The following is a 19698-nucleotide window of genomic DNA, read 5'->3' as shown; positions in this document are numbered from 1 at the left end:
TCCCCGGCACGACGGCGCGTGCACTGGTAAGCTGCCGGAGCGCCGCGGGCGGTTCGCGCGCGCGGCATCCGATTCTTCATCACGAACAAGAACATGACCTTCGATCTGCTCTCCCTCGGCCGCAAGGCGGCCGCCGTCGCGCTCGCCGCGACCGTGTCGACGGCCGCATTCGCGCATGCGCGGCCGGCGAAAACCGATCCGGCGGCCAACGCCGCCTTGGACGTCGCACCGGCCGCCGTCACGCTCGACTTCACCGAGCCGCTCGAGCCGGCCTTCAGCTCGATCATCGTCGTCGACGGCGCCGGCAAGACGGTGTCGGACGGCAAGGCGAGCATCGAGGCCGCGAACCGCAAGCGGATGACGGTGCCGCTGTCCGCGCTCGCGGCGGGCGGCTATACCGTCAAATGGGTGGCCGTCGCGACGGACGGACACCGCACGCAAGGCACGTACCGCTTCGGCGTGAAATGACCGCGGTGGCGGGGCGCGTCCGCTGCCCCGCATTCGACACGGAGACGCTCGCATGAACCCGACGACGCTTGACGCACTCGCCGATTTTCCCCGGCTGCTCGAAGCCCACTACGCGGCGGTGCCCGACGGGTACGCGCGCTGGACGCCCGGCGACTGGGAGGGCATGCCGAGCGAACGGTTTTCGCCGCTCGGGCAGCTTTGCCATGTGCGGGACATCGAGATCGACGGGTATCACGTGCGCTTGCGCCGGATGCTCGAAGAGGATCGGCCGCGGCTCGTGTCGCTCGACAGCGATGCGCTCGCGCTCGAGCGGCGCTACGACGACGCCCGCGCATCCGACGTGCTCGCCGCGTTTCGCGACGCCCGGCGCCGGACGGTCGACATCGTGTCGCGCCTCACACCGGCCCAGCTGGCGCGCATCGGCGAATTCGACGGCTACGGCGCGCTGACGGTGCGCGGGCTCGTCCATTACCTGTGCAGCCACGATCAGCAGCACCTGGCCGGAATGCAGTGGCTGCTCGGCAGGATCGACGCCGAGCAGCACGCGCGCTGAGCGTGCGCATAAGGCGCATGCGGCGCCGGATTGGCTCGAATTTCTGGATAATCCATCCAGCCTCGGCCGGCTGACCTGCGGCGCGGACCTGCCTACACTCGGAGCTTCGTTCAACGAGAAAGGAGTCAACCGTGGCCACTCATACGCTCGCAGGCAAGGTCGTCCTGATCGCAGGCGGCGCCAAGAACCTCGGTGGATTGATCGCGCGGGACCTGGCGGGCCACGGCGCGAAGGCGGTGGCGATCCATTACAACAGCGCGGCGACGCAGCCGCAGGCCGAGGAAACGGCCGCCGCGGTGCGGGCGGCGGGCGCCGACGCCGCGACGTTCCAGGCCGACCTGACGACGGCCGGCGCGGTCGAGCGGCTGTTCGACTTGGTGAAGCAGCGCTTCGGCAGGATCGACATCGCGATCAACACCGTCGGCAAGGTGCTGAAGAAGCCGATCACCGAGATCACCGAAGCCGAGTACGACGAGATGTTCGCGGTCAACAGCAAGTCGGCGTTCTTCTTCATCAAGGAAGCGGGGCGGCATCTCGAGGATCACGGCAAGCTCGTCACGCTCGTGACGTCGCTGCTCGGCGCGTTCACGCCGTTCTATGCCGCTTACGAGGGCGCGAAGGCGCCGGTCGAGCACTTCACGCGCGCGGCGGCGAAGGAGTACGGCGCGCGCGGGATCTCGGTGACGGCCGTCGGGCCGGGCCCGATGGACACGCCGTTCTTCTATCCGGCCGAAGGCGCCGACGCGGTCGCGTACCACAAGACGGCGGCCGCGCTGTCGCCGTTCAGCAAGACCGGCCTGACCGACATCGAGGACGTCGTGCCGTTCATCCGCCACCTCGTGACCGACGGCTGGTGGATCACCGGCCAGACGATCCTGATCAACGGCGGCTATACGACCAAGTAATCGACCAAGTAACCGGCCGGGCGGGTCCGCGCACCGCAATGGCCGGTTTGCGTGGACAATGGACGGGCGCGCGGGCATCACGGCCGCGCGCCTTTTTCACATCCGGCGCGCCGGACGACGGCGCGCGCCCGAACCCACGCTTCTTGCCGATGGACAAGCTGGACCAGGTCAGGATCTTTCTTCAGGTTGCCGAGATGGGCAGCTTCATCAAGGCGGCGCACGCGCTCGACGTGCCGCGCGCGACCGTGTCGGCGGCCGTCCAGCAGCTCGAGGCGGGCTTCGGCACGCGCCTCCTGCATCGCACGACGCGGCAGGTGCAGCTGACCGCCGACGGCGCGCTGCTGCTCGAGCGCGGCCGGCGCCTGCTCGCCGAGGCCGACGAGCTCGACCGCCTGTTTCATGGCCGTGACCGGGACGTGGTCGGGCGGCTCAACGTCGACGTGCCGAGCCGAATCGCGCGCCGCGTGATCGCGCCCGCGCTGCCGTCGCTGTTCCGGCGTCATCCGAAGCTGCAGCTGTCGCTCGGCTCCACCGACCGCTCGATCGACCTCGTGCAGGAGGGTGTCGACTGCGCGATCCGGGTCGGCCGGCTCGCGGACAGCAGTCTCGTCGTGCGGCCGCTCGGGCAATTCGTGCTGATCAACTGCGCGAGCCCCGCCTATCTGCGCGAATGCGGCGTGCCCGAGCATCCCGATGTGCTCGCGCACGGGCACTACGCGGTCGGCTACGCAGCGCCGACGACGGGGCGCGAGCTGCCGTGGGAAGTGTGCGAGCACGGCACGACGCGCCAGTTCGCGCTGCCGAGCCGCGTGATCGTCAACAACGCGGAGACCTACATCGCGAGCTGCATCGCGGGGATGGGGCTGATCCAGATTCCGCGCTTCGACGTCGCGGATCTGCTCGCCGGCGGCGCGCTCGTCGAGGTGATGCCGGGGCATCGCGCCGCGCCGATGGACGTGTCGGCCGTGTATCCGCATCGCCGGCACCGGTCGCGCCGGCTCAATGCGTTCATCGAGTGGTTCGCGGAGCTGATGGGCGATGCGCTGCGCGAGACTGGGCGCGCCGGCTGAGCGGCGCGATGGCGGATTGGCCGGGAGAGCGGCTTGTGGCGCCTCGGAGGGCCGCATCGGTCATTCGGTGCGATGCGGGACGTTGTCCGGAAACGGGTAAGGGGCGTGCGGCCCGGGCCAATCCGGCACGGGCGGTTCGCGCAGCACGTCGCACCCGGACAGCGTGAGCCATAGGGTCGACGCGAGCATGCCGCCGCCGAGCCATCGTGAAATCGCTCGCAGGAACATGGGGTGCCTCCGGTTGCGTCTTGGTGCTGTCGGTTGGACAGTCGCACGGGCAGGTGCGTTGCGACGGCGAATGCACTTGGCGAGCGCGCCGAAAAGAAAAAACCCGCGAAGCGTCTGGCTTTCGCGGGTTTCGATGGCAGGCCACGCATGATGCGCGGCGTGTCTGGTGCCCAGGGCCGGAATCGAACCGGCACGCCTTGCGGCGGGGGATTTTGAGTCCCCTGCGTCTACCAATTTCACCACCTGGGCTGATCCTGGCCGCGCATGCGGTTGCGCGCGGCGAAAACGCGGATTATCCCTGAAAACGCGGGGCCGGGCAAGCTCGGAAAGTCGATGGCGCGTGACTGGCCGAGATGGACGAACGCGCCGTGCCCGAAAAAAGGGGCAATGTGCACCCCCTGTCATCATGCGCGCCGGTCAAAGCTCGTACGACTCGGCTTCGCCCTTGAGCGCCTGCTCGATCAGCTTGCGGTTCAGCGTCGGCGACAGCAGCTCGACGAGCGTATACACATAGCTGCGCAGGTACGCACCCTGCTTGAGCGCGACGCGCGTGACGTTGCTGCCGAACAGGTGGCCGACCGGAATCAGCCGCAGGTTGCGGTCGCGCTCCGGGTTGAATGCGATGTCGGCCATGATCCCGACGCCGAGGCCGAGCTCGACGTAGGTCTTGATCACGTCGGCGTCGATCGCCTCGAGCACGATGTCCGGCGACAGCCCGCGCAGCGCGAACGCATGATTGATCTTCCTGCGGCCGGCGAACGCGTCGTCGTAGGTGATCAGCGGGTATTGCGCGAGGTCGTCGAGCGTGAGCGGCGCCTTGCGTTCAAGCAGCGGATGGTCGGCCGGCACCACCACCGCGTGATGCCACTGGAAGCAGGGCAGCGACACGAGCTCCTTGTAGTCGGCGATCGCCTCGGTCGCGATCGCGAGGTCGGCCTGGTCGTGGATCACCATCTCGGCGACCTGCGTCGGGCTGCCCTGCAGGATCGACAGGTGCACCTTCGGGAAGCGCTTCTTGAATTCGGCGATCGCGGCCGGCAGCGAGTAGCGGGCCTGTGTGTGGGTGGCCGCGATCGTCAGGTTGCCCTGATCCTGCGCGGCGTAATCCTTTCCGACCCTTTTCAGGCTTTCGACCTCCTGGAGGATCCGCTCGACCGACGCGAGAATGATCCGCCCCGGTTCGGTGAGCGAACGCACGCGCTTGCCGTGCCGCGTGAAGATCTCCACGCCGAGCTCGTCTTCGAGCTCGATGATCGCCTTCGATACGCCCGGCTGCGACGTGTACAGCGCCTTGGCGGCCTCGGTGAGGTTGAAATTCTGCCGGACGGCCTCGCGCACGAAGCGAAATTGGTGCAGGTTCATTTATAACCCTTCTGCATATCAACAGAATTTTTTAGTCGTTTGAAATATAAGGGGAGTTTATTACGATTCACCGGAGTTTTTCAAATATGGATATCTGTTTTCGTCATTAGCAATCCACCGGCCCGCGGATGGCCGGGCGCGGCGGCGAAACGGAGATTCGGGCGCGACGTGGCTAGGACGTCGCGCGGTCAACACGAAAACCCTGGGGTCCCCGAATGTATCAGTACGACCAGTACGACCAGACGATCGTCGACGAGCGTGTCGCGCAGTACCGCGATCAGGTGCGCCGCCGCTTGTCGGGCGAGTTGAGCGAAGACGAGTTCCGTCCGCTGCGCCTGCAGAACGGCCTGTACATGCAGCGTCACGCATACATGCACCGCATCGCGATTCCGTACGGCAACCTGCGCAGCGACCAGTTGCGGATGCTGGCCCGCATCGCGCGCGAGCACGACCGCGGCTACGGCCACTTCTCGACCCGCTCGAACATCCAGTTCAACTGGATCAAGCTCGAGGAGACGCCCGAGATCCTCGCGAAGCTCGCGTCGGTGCAGATGCACGGCATCCAGACGTCGGGGAACTGCATCCGCAACATCACGGCCGACCAGTTCGCCGGCGTCGCTCAAGACGAGGAGATCGATCCGCGCCCGTGGTCGGAAATCCTCCGCCAGTGGTCGACGTTCCATCCCGAATTCGCATGGCTGCCGCGCAAGTTCAAGATCGCGGTATCGGGCTCGAAGGTCGACCGCGCGGCCGTGCAGATCCACGACCTCGGCGTGTACCTGAAGAAGAACGCGCAGGGCGAGGTGGTCGCGAGCATCCTCGCGGGCGGCGGCCTCGGCCGCACGCCGATCGTCGGCGCGGTGATCAAGGAAGACCTGCCGTGGCAGCACCTGCTGACCTACTGCGAAGCCGTGCTGCGCGTGTACAACCGCTACGGCCGCCGCGACAACCTGTACAAGGCCCGCATCAAGATCCTCGTGAAGGCGCTGTCGCCGGCGAAGTTCGCGCAGCAGGTCGAGGAAGAGTGGCAGCACCTGAAGGACGGCCCGTCGACGCTCACGCAGGCGGAGCTCGACCGCGTGTCGCAGTACTTCCTGCCGCCCGTCTATGAAAAGCTCGCCGACACCGACGCGTCGTTCGAGCAGCACCTGCTCGAGAACAAGGCGTTCGCGCGCTGGGTCGAGCGCAACGTCGCGCCGCACAAGGTGCCCGGCTATGCGGCCGTCACGCTGTCGCTGAAGAATCATCGCATCGCCCCGGGCGACGCGACCGACGCGCAGATGGAGCAGGTTGCCGACTGGGCGGATGCCTATTCGTTCGGCGAGCTGCGCGTGTCGCACGAGCAGAACCTGATCCTCGCGAACGTGAAGAAGCGCGACCTGTTCGCCGTGTGGGAGAAGGCGAAGGCGGCCGGTTTCGCGACGCCGAACGTCGGCCTGCTGACCGACATCATCGCGTGCCCGGGCGGCGACTTCTGCTCGCTCGCGAACGCGAAGTCGATCCCGATCGCGCTCGCGATCCAGCAGCGCTTCGACGATCTCGACTACGTGTACGACCTCGGCGACCTGTCGCTGAACATTTCCGGTTGCATGAACTCGTGCGGCCATCACCACGTCGGCAACATCGGCATCCTCGGCGTCGACAAGGACGGTGCAGAGTGGTACCAGGTGTCGCTCGGCGGCGAGCAGGGCACGGGCCACAACGGCGCGCGCCTCGGCCGCGTGATCGGCCCGTCGTTCTCGGCCGAGGAAGTGCCGGACGTGATCGCCAAGCTGATCGACACGTTCGTCGAGTCGCGCGCCGACGGCGAGCGCTTCATCGACACGTATGATCGCATCGGCCTCGCGCCGTTCAAGGAGCGCGTCTACGCGGCGCGCCAGACGGTGAACGCGTAACCAACCGGGTAGAAGGAATTTGCAGATGGCTTCGATTATCAAGAACCGCGCAGTGATCGACGATGCATGGCAGGTCGTGCGCGCGGCGGAAGACGGCGCGCTGCCCGCGGTCGACGCGTTGCCGGCCGGCAAGGTGCTGGTGCCGTTCGCGCTGTGGCAGGCCGAGCGCGCGGCGCTCGTCGCCGCGAAGACGAAGGACGAGCTCGGCGTGTGGCTCGCGCCGGACAGCGAGCCGGCCGATCTCGCCGCCGACTTCGACGCGATCTCGCTGATCGGCGTCGAGTTCCCGCGCTTCGCGGACGGCCGCGGCTACAGCATCGCGCGCCTGCTGCGCGAGCGCCACGGCTGGACGGGCGAGCTGCGCGCGATCGGCGACGTGCTGCGCGACCAGCTGCTGTACATGTCGCGCTGCGGCTTCGACGCGTTCGCGGTGCGCGCGGACAAGGACATCCACGACGCGCTGAACGCGTTCGGCGAATTCTCGCAGCGCTACCAGGGCGCGTTCGACGAGCCCGCGCCGCTGTTCCGCCGTCGCGGTGCGGCCGCTGACGCAGCGGCGTCCGACGCGAAGGTGGACGCATGAGCGACGCCATCGCCACCGCGCTGACGCCGGAACTCGCCGCGAAGGTCGAACGGCTCGACGCGCTGCTCGCGCAGATCGCCGCGCGCCATCCGAAGGTGAAGTTCGCGAGCAGCCTTGCGGCGGAAGACATGCTCGTCACGCACGCGATCCTGTCGAAGGGCGTGTCGATCGGCATCTTCTCGCTGAACACGGGCCGCCTGCATGCGGAGACGCTCGGCATGATCGACCGCGTGCGCGAACGCTACGGCTACGAGATCGAACAGTTCCATCCGCAGCAGGACGCGGTCGACCAGTACGTCGCCGACCACGGCCTGAACGCGTTCTACGAGAGCGTCGAGCTGCGCAAGTCGTGCTGCCACGTCCGCAAGGTCGAGCCGCTGAACCGCGCGCTCTCCGACGTCGACGCGTGGGTCACCGGCCAGCGCCGCGAGCAGTCGGTCACGCGCGCGGAGCTGCACGAGGAAGAGCAGGACGAAGCGCGCGGGATCGCGAAGTACAATCCGCTCGCCGACTGGACGGAGAGCGAAGTGTGGGCGTACCTGAAGGCGTTCGACGTGCCGGTCAATCCGCTGCATGCGCGCGGCTATCCGAGCATCGGCTGCGAGCCCTGCACGCGGGCGATCCGCCCTGGCGAGGACAGCCGCGCCGGCCGCTGGTGGTGGGAGTCGCGCGACACGAAGGAATGCGGGCTGCACATCACGATCACGCCGATTCCCGCGACGTCCGATGCGAGCGCCGCGCACTGAGCGCCCTACAAGACACTGAATATTGCGCCGCTCGCGAAAGCGGGCGGCACGAACCCGGAAGAGAAGGACTGAAATCATGAGCACGACGCTCGAGCAATCCGCCTTTGCCCCGCCCACCGGCGACAGCAGCCGCATGGGCCACCTCGACTGGCTCGAGGCCGAGTCGATCTACATCCTGCGCGAGCTGGTCGCCGAGTGCAGCAAGCCGGCGCTGCTGTTCTCGGGCGGCAAGGATTCGGTCGTCGTGCTGCATCTCGCGCTGAAGGCGTTCGGCCTTGGCGCGAATCGCAAGACGTCGCTGCCGTTCCCGCTCGTGCACATCGACACGGGCCACAACTACGACGAAGTGATCGACTTCCGCGACCGCCGCGCGCAGGAGATCGGCGCGGAGCTGATCGTCGGCCACGTCGAGGATTCGATCAAGCGCGGCACCGTCGTGCTGCGCCGCGAGACCGATTCGCGCAACGCCGCGCAGGCCGTCACGCTGCTCGAGACGATCGAGCAGCACGGCTTCACCGCGATGATCGGCGGCGCGCGCCGCGACGAGGAGAAGGCGCGCGCGAAGGAGCGCATCTTCTCGTTCCGCGACGAATTCGGCCAGTGGGACCCGAAGGCGCAGCGCCCGGAGCTGTGGAGCCTGTACAACGCGCGCCTGCACAACGGCGAGCACCTGCGCGTGTTCCCGATCTCGAACTGGACCGAGCTCGACGTGTGGCAGTACATCGCCCGCGAGAACCTCGAGCTGCCGTCGATCTACTACGCGCACGAGCGCGAGATCGTGCGCCGCAACGGGCTGCTCGTGCCGGTCACGCCGCTCACGCCGATGCGCGAAGGCGAGACGAGCGAGCGCGCGCAGGTGCGCTTCCGCACGGTCGGCGACATCAGCTGCACGTGCCCGGTCGAGAGCGACGCGGACGACGTCGAGAAGATCATCGCCGAGACGGCGGTGACCGAGATCACCGAGCGCGGCGCGACCCGGATGGACGACCAGACCTCCGAAGCCGCGATGGAGCAGCGCAAGAAGCAAGGTTATTTCTGAAGCACACGAGGACATTCACATCATGAGCATCATCGAGAACAACGAAGACCTCGGCGTGCTGCGCTTCATCACCGCGGGCAGCGTCGACGACGGCAAGAGCACGCTGATCGGCCGCCTGCTGTACGACAGCAAGGCCGTGCTGTCCGACCAGCTGTCCGCGCTGTCGCGCGCGAAGAACAAGCGCACCGTCGGCGACGAGCTCGACCTCGCGCTGCTGACCGACGGGCTGGAGGCCGAGCGCGAGCAGGGCATCACGATCGACGTCGCGTACCGCTACTTCGCGACCGCGAAGCGCAAGTTCATCATCGCCGACACGCCGGGCCACGAGCAGTACACGCGCAACATGGTGACGGGCGCATCGACCGCGCACGCGGCGATCATCCTGATCGACGCGACGCGCGTGACGGTCGAGAACGGCGTCGCCGAGCTGCTGCCGCAGACCAAGCGCCACAGCGCGATCGTCAAGCTGCTCGCGCTGCAGCACGTGATCGTCGCGATCAACAAGATGGACCTCGTCGACTACAGCGAAGCGCGCTTCAACGAGATCCGCGACGCGTACGTCGCGCTCGCGCAGCAGCTCGGCCTCGCCGACGTGCGCTTCGTGCCGGTGTCGGCGCTCAAGGGCGACAACATCGTCGGCGCGAGCGAGCGCATGCCGTGGTACGCGGGCGAGCCGCTGCTCGACGTGCTCGAGTCGCTGCCCGTCGAGACGCAGGCGCATGACGCGCTGCGCTTCCCGGTGCAGTGGGTCGCGCGCCAGGACGGCAGCTCGGCCGACGATTTCCGCGGCTACATGGGCCGCATCGAGTCGGGCGAAGTGAAGGTCGGCGACGAGATCGTCGTGCTGCCGTCGAACCGCACCGCGACGGTCGCCGAGATCATCGCGCCGGCGCCGGGCGGCACCGCAGCCGTCGAACAGGCGTTCGCGGGCCAGACGGTGACGATCCGCCTCGCGCAGGACGTCGACGTGTCGCGCGGCGACATGTTCGTCGCGGTCGCGCAGACGGTCGCGCCGGCGAAGAAGCTCGAGGCGGATCTGTGCTGGTTCGACGAAGCGCCGCTGTCGCCGCAGCGCAAGTACCTGCTGAAGCAGACCACGAGCACGGTGTTCGCGAAGATCGGCGCGGTCAAGGAGGTGCTCGACGTGCACACGCTGTCGCACGCGACCGACCGTCACGAGCTGAAGATGAACGACATCGGCCGCGTCGCGCTGACGCTGCAGAAGCCGATCGTGTGCGACACGTACGACGCGCATCCGGGCACGGGCGCGTTCGTGCTGATCGACGAGGCGACGCATCACACGGTCGCCGCAGGCATGATCCGGGCGTTCTCGGCATAAGCGGCGAACCGCGCCGCCTTTCGGGCGGCGCGGGCCGATGCCGGCGCCTCCGGACAAGTGAAGCGATGAATATGGGCAAGGTATATCTGATCGGAGCCGGGCCGGGCGCGGCGGACCTCATCACGGTGCGCGGCGCACGGCTGCTCGCGCAGGCCGACGTTGTGCTGCACGACGCGCTCGTCGAGCCCGCGATGCTCGACTACGCGCCGAACGCGCGCAGGATCGCGGTCGGCAAGCGCTGCGGGCAGCGCTCGACCGCGCAGCAGTTCATCAACAAGCAGATCGTCGACGCGGCGCGCGAGCATGCGTGCGTCGTGCGGCTGAAGGGCGGCGACCCGATGCTGTTCGGCCGCGCGGACGAAGAGATGCGTGCGCTCGAAGCGGCCGGCATCGACTACGAGATCGTGCCGGGCATCACCGCGGCGCTGGCCGGCGCGGCGACGCTGAAGCGCTCGCTGACGCTGCGCGGCGTCGCGCGCAGCGTCGCGTTCGCGACGCACAGCCGCGCGCCGGGCAGCGACGAGATTCGCGAAGCGGCGCGCGCCGATTCGATCGTCTACTACATGGGCCGCGACAGCGCGCCGGGCATCGCGCAGGAACTGATCGACGCGGGCCGAGCGAGCGCGACGCCGGTCGCGATCGTCGAGGCGTGCAGCACCACGCGCGAGCGCACGCTGACGCTGACGCTCGGCGAGATGGCGGCGGGCGCGGCGCAGGCGTGGCTCGATCCGGCGCAGCCGAGCCTGCTGATGATCGGCGATGCGTTTGCCGAACGTGGCGAGCACGCGAAACGGGCCGGCGGGATGCGCGACGCGGCCTGAGCGGCGCAGGGCGTCCGAAATAAGAAAGCGCCGGCTTGTGAAGGCCGGCGCTTTTTTCTTGTGCGGCAGGCGGGGCAGGTGCAGCGCTTACGCGCCGTCGTCCAGCTGATCGAGGCAATAGCGCGCGATCGCATCGAGCACGCCGTCGTCCTCGCCGACCGCGGTCGCGCAGCGGATCTCGACGCCCGGATGCGCGGCGCGGCACGCATCGACGAGCTGCGGCAGGTCGCGCCGGATGTGGCCGCCCTGGCCGAAGAACACCGGCACCACGGTGACGCGCGTGCAGCCGGCCGCGACCTGCGCGGCGACCGCGGTGTCGAGCGACGGCGTCATCAGCTCGAGGAACGCGAGCGACACGGACGAAGCGGGTTCGCCGCGCGCGGCGCGCAGCCGCGCGGCGAGCCGCTCGAACGGCTCTGCCCAGCGCGGATCACGGGCGCCGTGAGCGAACAGGACGATGCCGTGCGAACCCATGTCGAACTCCGTCGCGAGGCCGGCGCTCAGTGCCGGTCGACCCATTTGAGCGCGAACAGGCCGAGCCCCAGGTAGAGCAGGCCGGGGAGCGCCGCCGTCAGCGGCGCGGGCCATGTGTTCAGCGTGCCCATGTGCGAGAACAGCGTATTGAGCAGCTGGAAGCTCATGCCGAGCATGATGCCGCCGAACACCTTCACGCCGACCACGCCCGCGCGCGTATGCAGGTATGCGAACGGCAGCGACAGCACCAGCATCACGAACACCGCGAACGGATACAGCAGCTTGCGCCACAGCGCGATGTCGTAGCGCTGCGTGTCCTGCTGGTTCTCCTTCAGGTGCTGGATGTAGCGGAACAGGTTGATCAGCGACATCCGTTCCGGCGATACGAGCAGCACCGACAGGATCTGCGGCGTCAGGTCCGAGCGCAGCCGGAACTCGGGCAGCGTGACCTGCTGCGACCGGTACACGGGGTTCAGCGCGTCGGCGGGCTGGCCGCCGATCGGTTTGATCGGCGTGAGCTCGGTCTCGGTGACGCCCGTCAGCAGCCAGTGGCCGGGCGCCTCGTAGCGGCCGGTCTGCGCGATGCGCACGTTCTGCAGCTGGAATTTCGAATCGAATTCGTAGATCCGCACGTTGCTGATCGTCGAATCCGGCGACAGGCTGCCGACGTTCACGAAGCGCGTGACCTGCTCGCCGTTGTCGCGCGCGGCGAGCGTGTCCTTCACCCACACGCCGGACTGGAAGTTCGACGACACCGACGCGCCGAGCGCCTGCAGCCGCACGCGCTCGGACAGCTGGTCGGCGTAGGGGCCGACGAATTCGCCGATCAGGTAGGTGACGATCACGAGCGGGATGCCGATCTTCAGCAGCGAGCGCAGCGCCTGGTTGGTCGCGAGGCCCGACACGCGGAAGATCGTGAATTCCGAGTTCGCGGCCATCTGCGCGAACACGTAGATCGCGCTGATCAGCGCGGCGACCGGGATGATCTCGTAGAAGCGCGACGGCGTCTGCAGCGCGACGCGCAGCACCGCGTAGCCGAACTTGTAGTTGCCGTGCCCGACCGAGTTCAGCTCGTTGATCAGGTCGAAGAAGAAGAACAGGCCCGAGAACGCGAACAGGATGAAGACGAACGTGACGTAGATCTGCCGCGCGAAGTACTTTTCAAAGAGCCGCATCGATCATGCTCCCGTCGAGCGGCTGAACAGCGCGCGCGTGAACAGCGGGCGGTTGCGCACCCGCAGCCAGAAGATGAAGCCGACGATCGCCGCGACGATCACGTGCAGGCCGACGAGGCCGACGCCGAACGGCAGCTTGCCCTGCTCGATCTGCGCCTGCACGACGTTCAGCAGGTTCGAGTAGGTCAGGTAGATCAGCACGGCCATCACGAGGTTGATCGTGCGGCTGCGGCGCGGGTTCTGGTACGCCAGCGGGATGCCGAGCACCATCAGGTTGATCGCGATCAGCGGCAGCCCCGCGCGCCAGGCGAATTCCGCGAGCTTTTCGCGCGTCGGGTCGCGCAGCAGTTCGGGCGTCGGCGTGCTGCTGGTCGTCTGCACGTTGACGACCGGCTTGCTCGTGATCTTCACGCCGTAGCGCTCGAATTCCATGATCTTGAAGTTCGGCTGGCCGGGCGAGCCGTCGTAGCGGCGGCCGTCCTCGAGCACGACGAAGCGGTCGCCGTCCTTCGTGGTCTCGGTGTGGCCCGTCTGCGATACGACGACGTTGACCTTGCCGTTCTCGGTCGACGTGACGAACACGTTCTGCACCTTGCTCTGGTCCGGCGCCATCTTCTCGATGAAGAACACGCGGCGGCTCGCCGCCGATTCGCGGAACTGGCCGGGCGCGAGCAGCGAGATCTCGTCGCGCTGCTGGAAGCGCGCCTTGATCATCTTGCTCTGCTGGTTCGACCACGGCCAGCCGACGAACGCGAAGAACGCGATCAGCAGGATGATCGGCGTCGCGAACACGCCGATCGGCTTGATGAGGCGGGTCAGGCTCACGCCGGACGCGAGCCAGACGACCATTTCGGAGTCCCGGTACCACCGGGTCAGCACGAACAGGATCGACACGAACAGCGTGACGACGAGCATCACGGCGAGGTAGCCGATCACGGTGAGGCCGATCAGCACGAGCACGTCCTTCGGGTCGATTTCGCCGGACGCGGCGTAGCCGACGATGCGGATCATCATCGTCGTGAGCATGATCGTGAGCAGCACCATGAACACGGCGCCAGCCGTATACGCAAGCTCGCGCTGGAGGGAGCGTTCGAAGATCATTCTTGAAGAGAAGAGGGCGGGAAGCTGCGCACGCGTGGGCAGGCGCTCGCGCCGCCACGGGAAAAATAGCGGATAATTGCGGCTTTCATCCTTAGCCCAGATTTTATCCGAGGACAAGCGCGATGGACTTTAGCATAAAAGGCTGTGATTGGAGCAAAGGTGAGTCGAAGGGGTTCCTGACCGGCAAGTCGGACTGCATCGTGCTCGGCATCTTCGAGGCGCAGACGCTGTCGGGCGCCGCGCTCGACATCGATACGGCCACCAAGGGGCTGATCTCGCGCGTCGTGAAGGCCGGCGACATGGACGGCAAGCGCGGCAAGACGCTGTTCCTGCACGAAGTGCAGGGCATCGGCGCATCGCGCGTGCTGCTGGTCGGCCTCGGCAAGCAGGATGCTTTCAATCAGAAAGCCTATAACGACGCGGTCACCGCCGCATGGCGCGCGCTGCTCGCGACCAAGGTCGTTCAGGTTACCTTCACGCTGGCCCAGTTGCCGGTCGACGAGCGCGGCTCCGACTGGGGCGTGCGTGCCGCGATTCTCGCGCTGCGCAACGAAACGTATCGCTTCACGCAGCTCAAGAGCAAGCCGGAACCGGCGTCGCATGCGCTCAAGCGCATCGTGTTCAGCGTCGATCCGGCCGACGAGAAGGCCGCGAAGGTCGCGGTCAAGCAGGCCGTCGCGCTCGCGAACGGGATGGATCTGACCCGCGATCTCGGCAACCTGCCGGGCAACGTCTGCACGCCGACCTATCTCGCGAACACCGCGAAGCAGCTCGCGAAGGACTGGGGCCTGAAGGCCGAGGTGCTCGGGCTCAAGCAGGTCCAGGCGCTCAAGATGGGCTCGTTCCTGTCGGTCGCGCGCGCATCGGTCGAGCCGCCGCAGTTCATCGTGCTGCACTACCAGGGCGCCGCCGCGAAGGCCAAGCCGGTCGTGCTGGTCGGCAAGGGCATCACGTTCGACACGGGCGGCATCTCGCTGAAGCCGGGCGAGGGCATGGACGAGATGAAGTACGACATGTGCGGCGCGGGCTCGGTGCTCGGCACGATCCGCGCGGTCGCGGAGATGGGCCTGAAGATCAACGTCGTCGCGATCGTCCCGACCTGCGAGAACATGCCGGGCGGCAACGCGACGAAGCCGGGCGACATCGTCACCAGCATGAAGGGGCTGACGATCGAGGTGCTGAACACCGACGCCGAGGGCCGCCTGATCCTGTGCGACGCGCTGACCTACGCGGAGCGCTTCAAGCCGGCCGCGGTGATCGACGTCGCGACGCTGACGGGCGCCTGCGTGATCGCGCTCGGCGGCCACAACAGCGGCCTGTTCTCCAAGGACGACGCGCTCGCGGGCGAACTGCTCGACGCGTCGCGCGAGGCGAACGATCCGGCATGGCGCATGCCGCTCGACGACGAATACCAGGACCAGCTGAAGTCGAACTTCGCGGATCTCGCGAACATCGGCGGGCGTCCGGCCGGCGCCGTGACGGCCGCGTGCTTCCTGTCGCGCTTCACCGACAGCTACCCGTGGGCGCACCTCGACATCGCGGGCACCGCGTGGAAGAGCGGCGCTGCGAAGGGCGCGACCGGCCGTCCGGTGCCGCTGCTCGCGCAATTCCTGATCGACCGCGCCGGCCAGTGATGGCAGAGTGGTCGACAATGCGGGCAGGCGGGCGATGACGCGGATCGATTTCCACACGAACGTCGGCGATTCGCTCGCTTACGCGTGCCGGCTGCTGCGCAAGGCCTACCAGGCCGGGCAGCCGGTCGTCGTGCTCGCGGAGCCCGCGCGCCTGCGCGCGCTCGACGAGCGGCTCTGGACGTTCTCGCCGCTCGATTTCATCCCGCATTGCGGGATCGACAGCCGGCACGCGGCCGACACGCCGATCGTGCTGACCGCCGAGCTCGACAAGGCGCCGCATCACCAGGTGCTGCTGAATCTCGGCGCGGCGGTGCCCGCGCAGTTCGCGCGCTTCGAGCGGCTGCTCGAGGTGGTCGGCAACGAGCCGGCCGAACTGAACGCGGGCCGCGAGCGCTACCGCTTCTATCGCGATCGCGGTTATGCACTGAACAACTACAAGCAGGGCAGCTAGCCAGTCGACGGAGTATCACCGTGGGACAAGCCGAAACCTCCTCCATCCCGATGCTGACGGACGTGCTGGTGCCGGGCCATCCGGCGCCCGCGCGCCGGCCCGAGGCCGGATTGCCGCAGGACGACGCGGCGATTCCGGTGCTCACCGACGTGATCGCGCCGGGCAATCCGGCCGCGGTGGCGCCGGAGGCTGCGGCGCAGGCGGTGCCAGCGCCCGAAACGGCTGCGCCTGCCGACATCGAAGCCGGCCCCGCGACGGTCGTGGTCCAGCCGGTGCCGACGCCGGAGGTGCCGGTCGTCGAGCTGGCGCCGGTCCAGCGGGAGGCGGAAGCGCCCGAGATAGCCACGCAGGCTGCCGAGACGGCGGCAGCGTTGACGCCGGAAGACACACAGCACATCGCCGAGCGGCTGCGCGATCGTCTGACGAATTACCTGACCGGGGAAGGGCGGGAGGCGATCGAGGCGCGCTGCCGCGACGCGCTGCACGGCCATACGGCATGGCTCGTCAGCCAGATCACGCGCGAAGTGGCGCTGGCGCTCGAGACCGAGGTGATGGATTGGGTGCGGGACGCGGTCGACGACGAGATTGCACGCCGCCGCATCGGACATTCGGGCTGACCGGGCCGGCCTTATCTGAGCGACATCACCCAGTTCGCGAGGGCGTGCGCTTCGGCGCCCGTCAGCTGGGTATTGGCGGGCATCGGTACGCTGCCCCACACGCCGACGCTGCCCTTCACGATCGTCTGTGCGAGGTAGTCGCTCGCGTCGCCGCGCGGCGCGTATTTGCCCGCGATGTCGTGGAATGACGGGCCCATCAGCGGCTTGCTGACCGCATGGCAGGCCATGCAGTTCTTGCGCTGCGCGAGCGCGAGGCCGTCCGCCTCGGCGGCGTGCGCGGCCGTGCCGCCGAGCAGCAGGGTCAGGAGCGTCGCGCGCAATATCATCTGTTTCATGCCGTTCTCCGCCGGCAGGCACCGCCGGCTTGACTCCCGGGCATTATAAAAGCAAAGGGAGCGCGAGTTTTTCGCGCTCCCTTTGCGTGCGGTCAATCAGGGCCGCATTCCGGCCCGGCCGGGCGTCAGCCGGTCACGGCGCCCTGGTTCGCCGGGCGGGCGAGCGCGGCGAACTTCGCGAGCACGCCGCGCGTGTAGCGCGGCGCCGGCTGCTTCCACGCGGCGCGACGGCGCGCCAGTTCGGCGTCGTCGACATTCAGCTGCAGCAGCAGCTGGTGTGCGTCGATCGTGATCGAATCGCCTTCCTGCACGAGCGCGATCGTGCCGCCGACGAACGCTTCCGGCGCGACGTGGCCGACCACCATCCCCCAGGTGCCGCCGGAGAACCGGCCGTCGGTGATGAAGCCGACCGATTCGCCGAGGCCCTTGCCGATGATCGCCGAGGTCGGCGCGAGCATCTCCGGCATCCCCGGGCCGCCCTGCGGGCCGAGGTAGCGCAGCACGAGGATGTCGCCCGCGTGGATCCGGTCGCCGAGGATCGCTTCCAGCGCGCTCTGCTCGTCGTCGAACACGCGCGCCGGGCCCGTGATGACCGGGTTCTTCAGGCCGGAGATCTTCGCGACCGCGCCGTCTTCCGCGAGGTTGCCCTTCAGGATCGCGAGGTGGCCTTCCTTGTACAGCGCCTGCTCGATCGGGAAGATCACCTTCTGGTCCGCGCGCGGCGCGCTCGACACGTTCTTCAGCTCGTCGGCGAGCGTGCGGCCCGTGATCGTCACGCAGTCGCCGTGCAGCAGGCCGGCGTCGAGCAGGATCTTCAGCACCTGCGGAATGCCGCCGGCCTGGTGCAGGTCGGTGGCGACGTACTGACCCGACGGCTTCAGGTCGCAGATCACCGGCACGCGCTTGCGGATGCGCTCGAAATCGTCGATCGTCCAGTCGACCTCGGCCGCGTGCGCGATCGCCAGATAGTGCAGCACCGCGTTGGTCGAGCCGCCGGTCGCCATGATCAGCGACACCGCGTTCTCGATCGACTGCCTCGTGATGATGTCGCGCGGCTTCAGATCCCGCTTGACCGCCTCGACCAGCACGCGCGCCGATTCGGCCGCGGAGTCGACCTTTTCCTGGTCCGGGTTCGCCATCGTCGACGAATACAGCAGCGACATGCCGAGCGCCTCGAACGACGAACTCATCGTGTTCGCGGTGTACATGCCGCCGCACGAGCCCGTCGTCGGGCACGCGTTCTGCTCGACCCCTTCGAAATCCTCCTGCGACATCCGGCCCGCGGTGAACTCGCCGACCGCCTCGAACGACGACACGATCGTCAGGTCGCGGCCCTTCCAGTGGCCCGGGCGGATCGTGCCGCCGTACACGTAGATGCCCGGCACGTTCAGGCGCGCGAGCGCGATCATCCCGCCCGGCATGTTCTTGTCGCAGCCGCCGACGACGACCACGCCGTCCATCCACTGGCCCTGCGCGCAGGTCTCGATGCAGTCGGCGATCACTTCGCGCGACACGAGCGAGTACTTCATCCCCTCCGTGCCCATCGACATGCCGTCCGAAATGGTCGGCGTGCCGAAGATCTGCGGATTCGCGCCGGCGTCCTTCACGGCCGCGACCGCCGCGTCCGACAGGCGCTGCAGGCCCGCGTTGCACGGCGTGATCGTCGAATGGCCGTTGGCGATGCCGATCATCGGCTTGTCGAAATCTTCCTTCCGGTAGCCGAGCGCGTAATACATCGAGCGGTTCGGCGAACGGGCCACGCCCTGCGTGATGTTCTTCGAGCGGCGGTTGTATGACATGGGGGACTCCATCCTTGTTGGCGGGGACGTCGGCGGGTGCGTTCGGCGGCGACGCATCGACTCGGCTGAGGCAAGCATGCAATGTCCGTTTGCGCGTGTCCAATATATTATTCATCGCTTATTAGGTCGATTTTCATATCACTGACGGATGCCTGACCTGACCCCCGATCTGCGCCAGTGGCGCTATTTCGTGACCGTCGCCGAGGAGCGCCACTTCGGCCGCGCGGCGACGCGCCTGTCGATGACGCAGCCGCCGCTGTCGCAGGCGATCCGCGCGCTCGAGGACCTGCTCGGCGTCGCGCTGTTCGTCCGCACCAAGCGCTCGGTCGCGCTGACCGCGGTCGGCGCGGCGCTGCTGCCGGACGTGCGCAAGCTGCTGGAGGCGGCCGATGCGCTGCCGCCGCGCGCGCAGAGCCTCGCGCGCGGCGAGACCGGCTCGCTCGCGCTCGCGTTCGTGTCGACCGCCGACTACGGGCTCTTGCCGTCGCTGCTGCGCGCGTTCGGCGCGCGCTATCCGCAGGTGCGGCTGCAACTCGAGGAGGCGACCAGCGACGTGCAGATCGAGGAGCTTGCCGCCGGCCGGATCGACGCCGGGCTGATCATTCCGCCGGTGCCGCCGCGTCACGCGGCCGAGCTGTCGTACCTGCCGGTCGTGCGCGAGCCGCTCGTGCTGGCGATGCCGGCCGCCGCGGCGCCGGCCGACGCGCCCGAGGATGCGCCGGTGCGGCTCGCCGACGTTGCCGCGCTGCCGCTCGTGATCTTTCCGCGCCGTTTGGCGCCCGGCTTTTATGACATCATTACGGGCTGCTACGGCGCGGCGGGGGCGACCCCGCGCATCGGCCAGGAAGCGATCCAGATGCAGACGATCGTGAGCCTCGTGTCGGCCGGCATGGGCGTCGCACTGGTGCCGCAATCGCTGCGCAACCTGCGGCGCACCGGCGTGGTCTACCGGCCGCTCGCGGACGGCGCGCCCGTCGTCGAGACGGGCCTCGTGTGGCGCACCGGCGACGTCAGCCCCGTGCTGGCCGGCTTCATCGACATCGTGCGCGCGCAGGCGTTCGTGCGCGCATGACGCGAACGATGGCGCGCCGGTGCCGTCCTAT

At 68.0% G+C, this 19698-nt stretch carries 21 protein-coding genes and 1 tRNA gene; 14 read left to right on the top strand and 8 right to left on the bottom strand.

What is annotated here, in order from left to right; genetic code table 11:
• Positions 1 to 93 precede the first annotated feature (93 nt).
• The 4 genes from copC to KY49_RS18710 all read left to right on the top strand — a co-directional run bounded on the left by copC (position 94) and on the right by KY49_RS18710 (position 2996).
• Positions 94 to 468: a copper homeostasis periplasmic binding protein CopC gene (copC, locus tag KY49_RS18725; RefSeq protein WP_042586106.1), complete on the top strand. Its 375-nt coding sequence runs from the start codon at positions 94 to 96 to the stop codon at positions 466 to 468.
• A 52-nt stretch (positions 469 to 520) separates the two neighbouring features.
• Positions 521 to 1021, top strand: coding sequence for a DinB family protein (locus KY49_RS18720; protein WP_042586105.1), 501 nt, complete (start codon positions 521 to 523; stop codon positions 1019 to 1021).
• 131 nt (positions 1022 to 1152) lie between these two features.
• A complete protein-coding gene (locus KY49_RS18715) occupies positions 1153 to 1926 on the top strand; it encodes an SDR family oxidoreductase (RefSeq protein ID WP_042586104.1) in 774 nt (257 codons plus the stop codon).
• Between the two features lie 149 nt (positions 1927 to 2075).
• On the top strand, positions 2076 to 2996 hold the full coding sequence (locus KY49_RS18710) for a LysR family transcriptional regulator (RefSeq protein WP_042586859.1): 921 nt from the start codon (positions 2076 to 2078) through the stop codon (positions 2994 to 2996).
• 60 nt (positions 2997 to 3056) lie between these two features.
• Here the strand turns inward: KY49_RS18710 and KY49_RS38205 are convergent, their stop codons facing one another.
• The 3 genes from KY49_RS38205 to KY49_RS18700 all read right to left on the bottom strand — a co-directional run bounded on the left by KY49_RS38205 (position 3057) and on the right by KY49_RS18700 (position 4586).
• Complete coding sequence (locus KY49_RS38205) at positions 3057 to 3224, bottom strand: hypothetical protein (protein ID WP_175550672.1); 168 nt, start codon at positions 3222 to 3224, stop codon at positions 3057 to 3059.
• Positions 3225 to 3388: 164 nt separating this feature from the next.
• Positions 3389 to 3473 (bottom strand) — tRNA-Leu (locus KY49_RS18705).
• 168 nt (positions 3474 to 3641) lie between these two features.
• A complete protein-coding gene (locus tag KY49_RS18700; protein ID WP_010090964.1) occupies positions 3642 to 4586 on the bottom strand; it encodes a CysB family HTH-type transcriptional regulator in 945 nt (314 codons plus the stop codon).
• A gap of 215 nt (positions 4587 to 4801) precedes the next feature.
• On the opposite strand from KY49_RS18700, the gene KY49_RS18695 reads away from it, so the two are divergent.
• The 6 genes from KY49_RS18695 (at position 4802) to cobA (ending at position 11009) form a co-directional block, all read left to right on the top strand.
• Positions 4802 to 6481: a nitrite/sulfite reductase gene (locus KY49_RS18695; protein ID WP_042586103.1), complete on the top strand. Its 1680-nt coding sequence runs from the start codon at positions 4802 to 4804 to the stop codon at positions 6479 to 6481.
• 25 nt (positions 6482 to 6506) lie between these two features.
• Positions 6507 to 7064 carry a DUF934 domain-containing protein gene (locus tag KY49_RS18690; protein ID WP_042586102.1) on the top strand — a complete coding sequence of 186 codons (558 nt, stop codon included), beginning with the start codon at positions 6507 to 6509 and terminating at the stop codon, positions 7062 to 7064.
• On the top strand, positions 7061 to 7810 hold the full coding sequence (locus tag KY49_RS18685; protein ID WP_042586101.1) for a phosphoadenylyl-sulfate reductase: 750 nt from the start codon (positions 7061 to 7063) through the stop codon (positions 7808 to 7810). The genes KY49_RS18690 and KY49_RS18685 overlap by 4 nt, the downstream gene beginning before the upstream one ends.
• A gap of 76 nt (positions 7811 to 7886) precedes the next feature.
• Positions 7887 to 8849 carry a sulfate adenylyltransferase subunit CysD gene (gene cysD / locus KY49_RS18680; protein WP_042586100.1) on the top strand — a complete coding sequence of 321 codons (963 nt, stop codon included), beginning with the start codon at positions 7887 to 7889 and terminating at the stop codon, positions 8847 to 8849.
• 22 nt (positions 8850 to 8871) lie between these two features.
• A complete protein-coding gene (locus KY49_RS18675) occupies positions 8872 to 10188 on the top strand; it encodes a sulfate adenylyltransferase subunit 1 (protein ID WP_042586099.1) in 1317 nt (438 codons plus the stop codon).
• Positions 10189 to 10259: 71 nt separating this feature from the next.
• Entirely contained in the window at positions 10260 to 11009 is a 750-nt protein-coding gene (gene cobA / locus KY49_RS18670) for a uroporphyrinogen-III C-methyltransferase (protein ID WP_042586098.1), read from the top strand.
• A gap of 87 nt (positions 11010 to 11096) precedes the next feature.
• Here the strand turns inward: cobA and KY49_RS18665 are convergent, their stop codons facing one another.
• Genes KY49_RS18665 through lptF form a run of 3 tightly spaced genes read right to left on the bottom strand, consistent with a single transcriptional unit; the run spans position 11097 to position 13759 of the window.
• Positions 11097 to 11483: a sirohydrochlorin chelatase gene (locus KY49_RS18665; protein WP_042586858.1), complete on the bottom strand. Its 387-nt coding sequence runs from the start codon at positions 11481 to 11483 to the stop codon at positions 11097 to 11099.
• A gap of 26 nt (positions 11484 to 11509) precedes the next feature.
• A complete protein-coding gene (lptG, locus tag KY49_RS18660; RefSeq protein WP_042586097.1) occupies positions 11510 to 12658 on the bottom strand; it encodes an LPS export ABC transporter permease LptG in 1149 nt (382 codons plus the stop codon).
• 3 nt (positions 12659 to 12661) lie between these two features.
• A complete protein-coding gene (lptF, locus tag KY49_RS18655; protein WP_042586096.1) occupies positions 12662 to 13759 on the bottom strand; it encodes an LPS export ABC transporter permease LptF in 1098 nt (365 codons plus the stop codon).
• Positions 13760 to 13881: 122 nt separating this feature from the next.
• On the opposite strand from lptF, the gene KY49_RS18650 reads away from it, so the two are divergent.
• Genes KY49_RS18650 through KY49_RS18640 form a run of 3 tightly spaced genes read left to right on the top strand, consistent with a single transcriptional unit; the run spans position 13882 to position 16461 of the window.
• Positions 13882 to 15393, top strand: coding sequence for a leucyl aminopeptidase (locus KY49_RS18650; protein ID WP_042586095.1), 1512 nt, complete (start codon positions 13882 to 13884; stop codon positions 15391 to 15393).
• A 34-nt stretch (positions 15394 to 15427) separates the two neighbouring features.
• On the top strand, positions 15428 to 15844 hold the full coding sequence (locus KY49_RS18645; protein WP_042586857.1) for a DNA polymerase III subunit chi: 417 nt from the start codon (positions 15428 to 15430) through the stop codon (positions 15842 to 15844).
• 20 nt (positions 15845 to 15864) lie between these two features.
• The gene (locus KY49_RS18640) at positions 15865 to 16461 is read left to right on the top strand and encodes a DUF2486 family protein (RefSeq protein WP_042586094.1); all 597 of its coding nucleotides are present in this window, start codon (positions 15865 to 15867) and stop codon (positions 16459 to 16461) included.
• Between the two features lie 11 nt (positions 16462 to 16472).
• On the opposite strand, the gene KY49_RS18635 is transcribed toward KY49_RS18640, so the two are convergent.
• Together KY49_RS18635 and ilvD are read right to left on the bottom strand one after the other, a co-directional pair.
• Positions 16473 to 16796 carry a c-type cytochrome gene (locus tag KY49_RS18635; RefSeq protein WP_042586093.1) on the bottom strand — a complete coding sequence of 108 codons (324 nt, stop codon included), beginning with the start codon at positions 16794 to 16796 and terminating at the stop codon, positions 16473 to 16475.
• A gap of 125 nt (positions 16797 to 16921) precedes the next feature.
• Positions 16922 to 18595, bottom strand: a complete 1674-nt coding sequence (ilvD, locus tag KY49_RS18630) for a dihydroxy-acid dehydratase (protein ID WP_042586092.1) — start codon at positions 18593 to 18595, stop codon at positions 16922 to 16924.
• A gap of 148 nt (positions 18596 to 18743) precedes the next feature.
• On the opposite strand from ilvD, the gene KY49_RS18625 reads away from it, so the two are divergent.
• Positions 18744 to 19667 (top strand): LysR substrate-binding domain-containing protein, encoded by a 924-nt coding sequence (locus KY49_RS18625; protein ID WP_042586091.1) that lies wholly within the window; start codon positions 18744 to 18746, stop codon positions 19665 to 19667.
• Positions 19668 to 19698: the final 31 nt, after the last annotated feature.

The organism is Burkholderia sp. MSHR3999, assembly GCF_000833595.1.
In the GTDB taxonomy this organism is placed as follows: Bacteria; Pseudomonadota; Gammaproteobacteria; order Burkholderiales; family Burkholderiaceae; genus Burkholderia; species Burkholderia ubonensis.
Note: the sequence above shows the minus strand (reverse complement) of the source record. Positions and strands in the feature narration are given on the sequence as shown.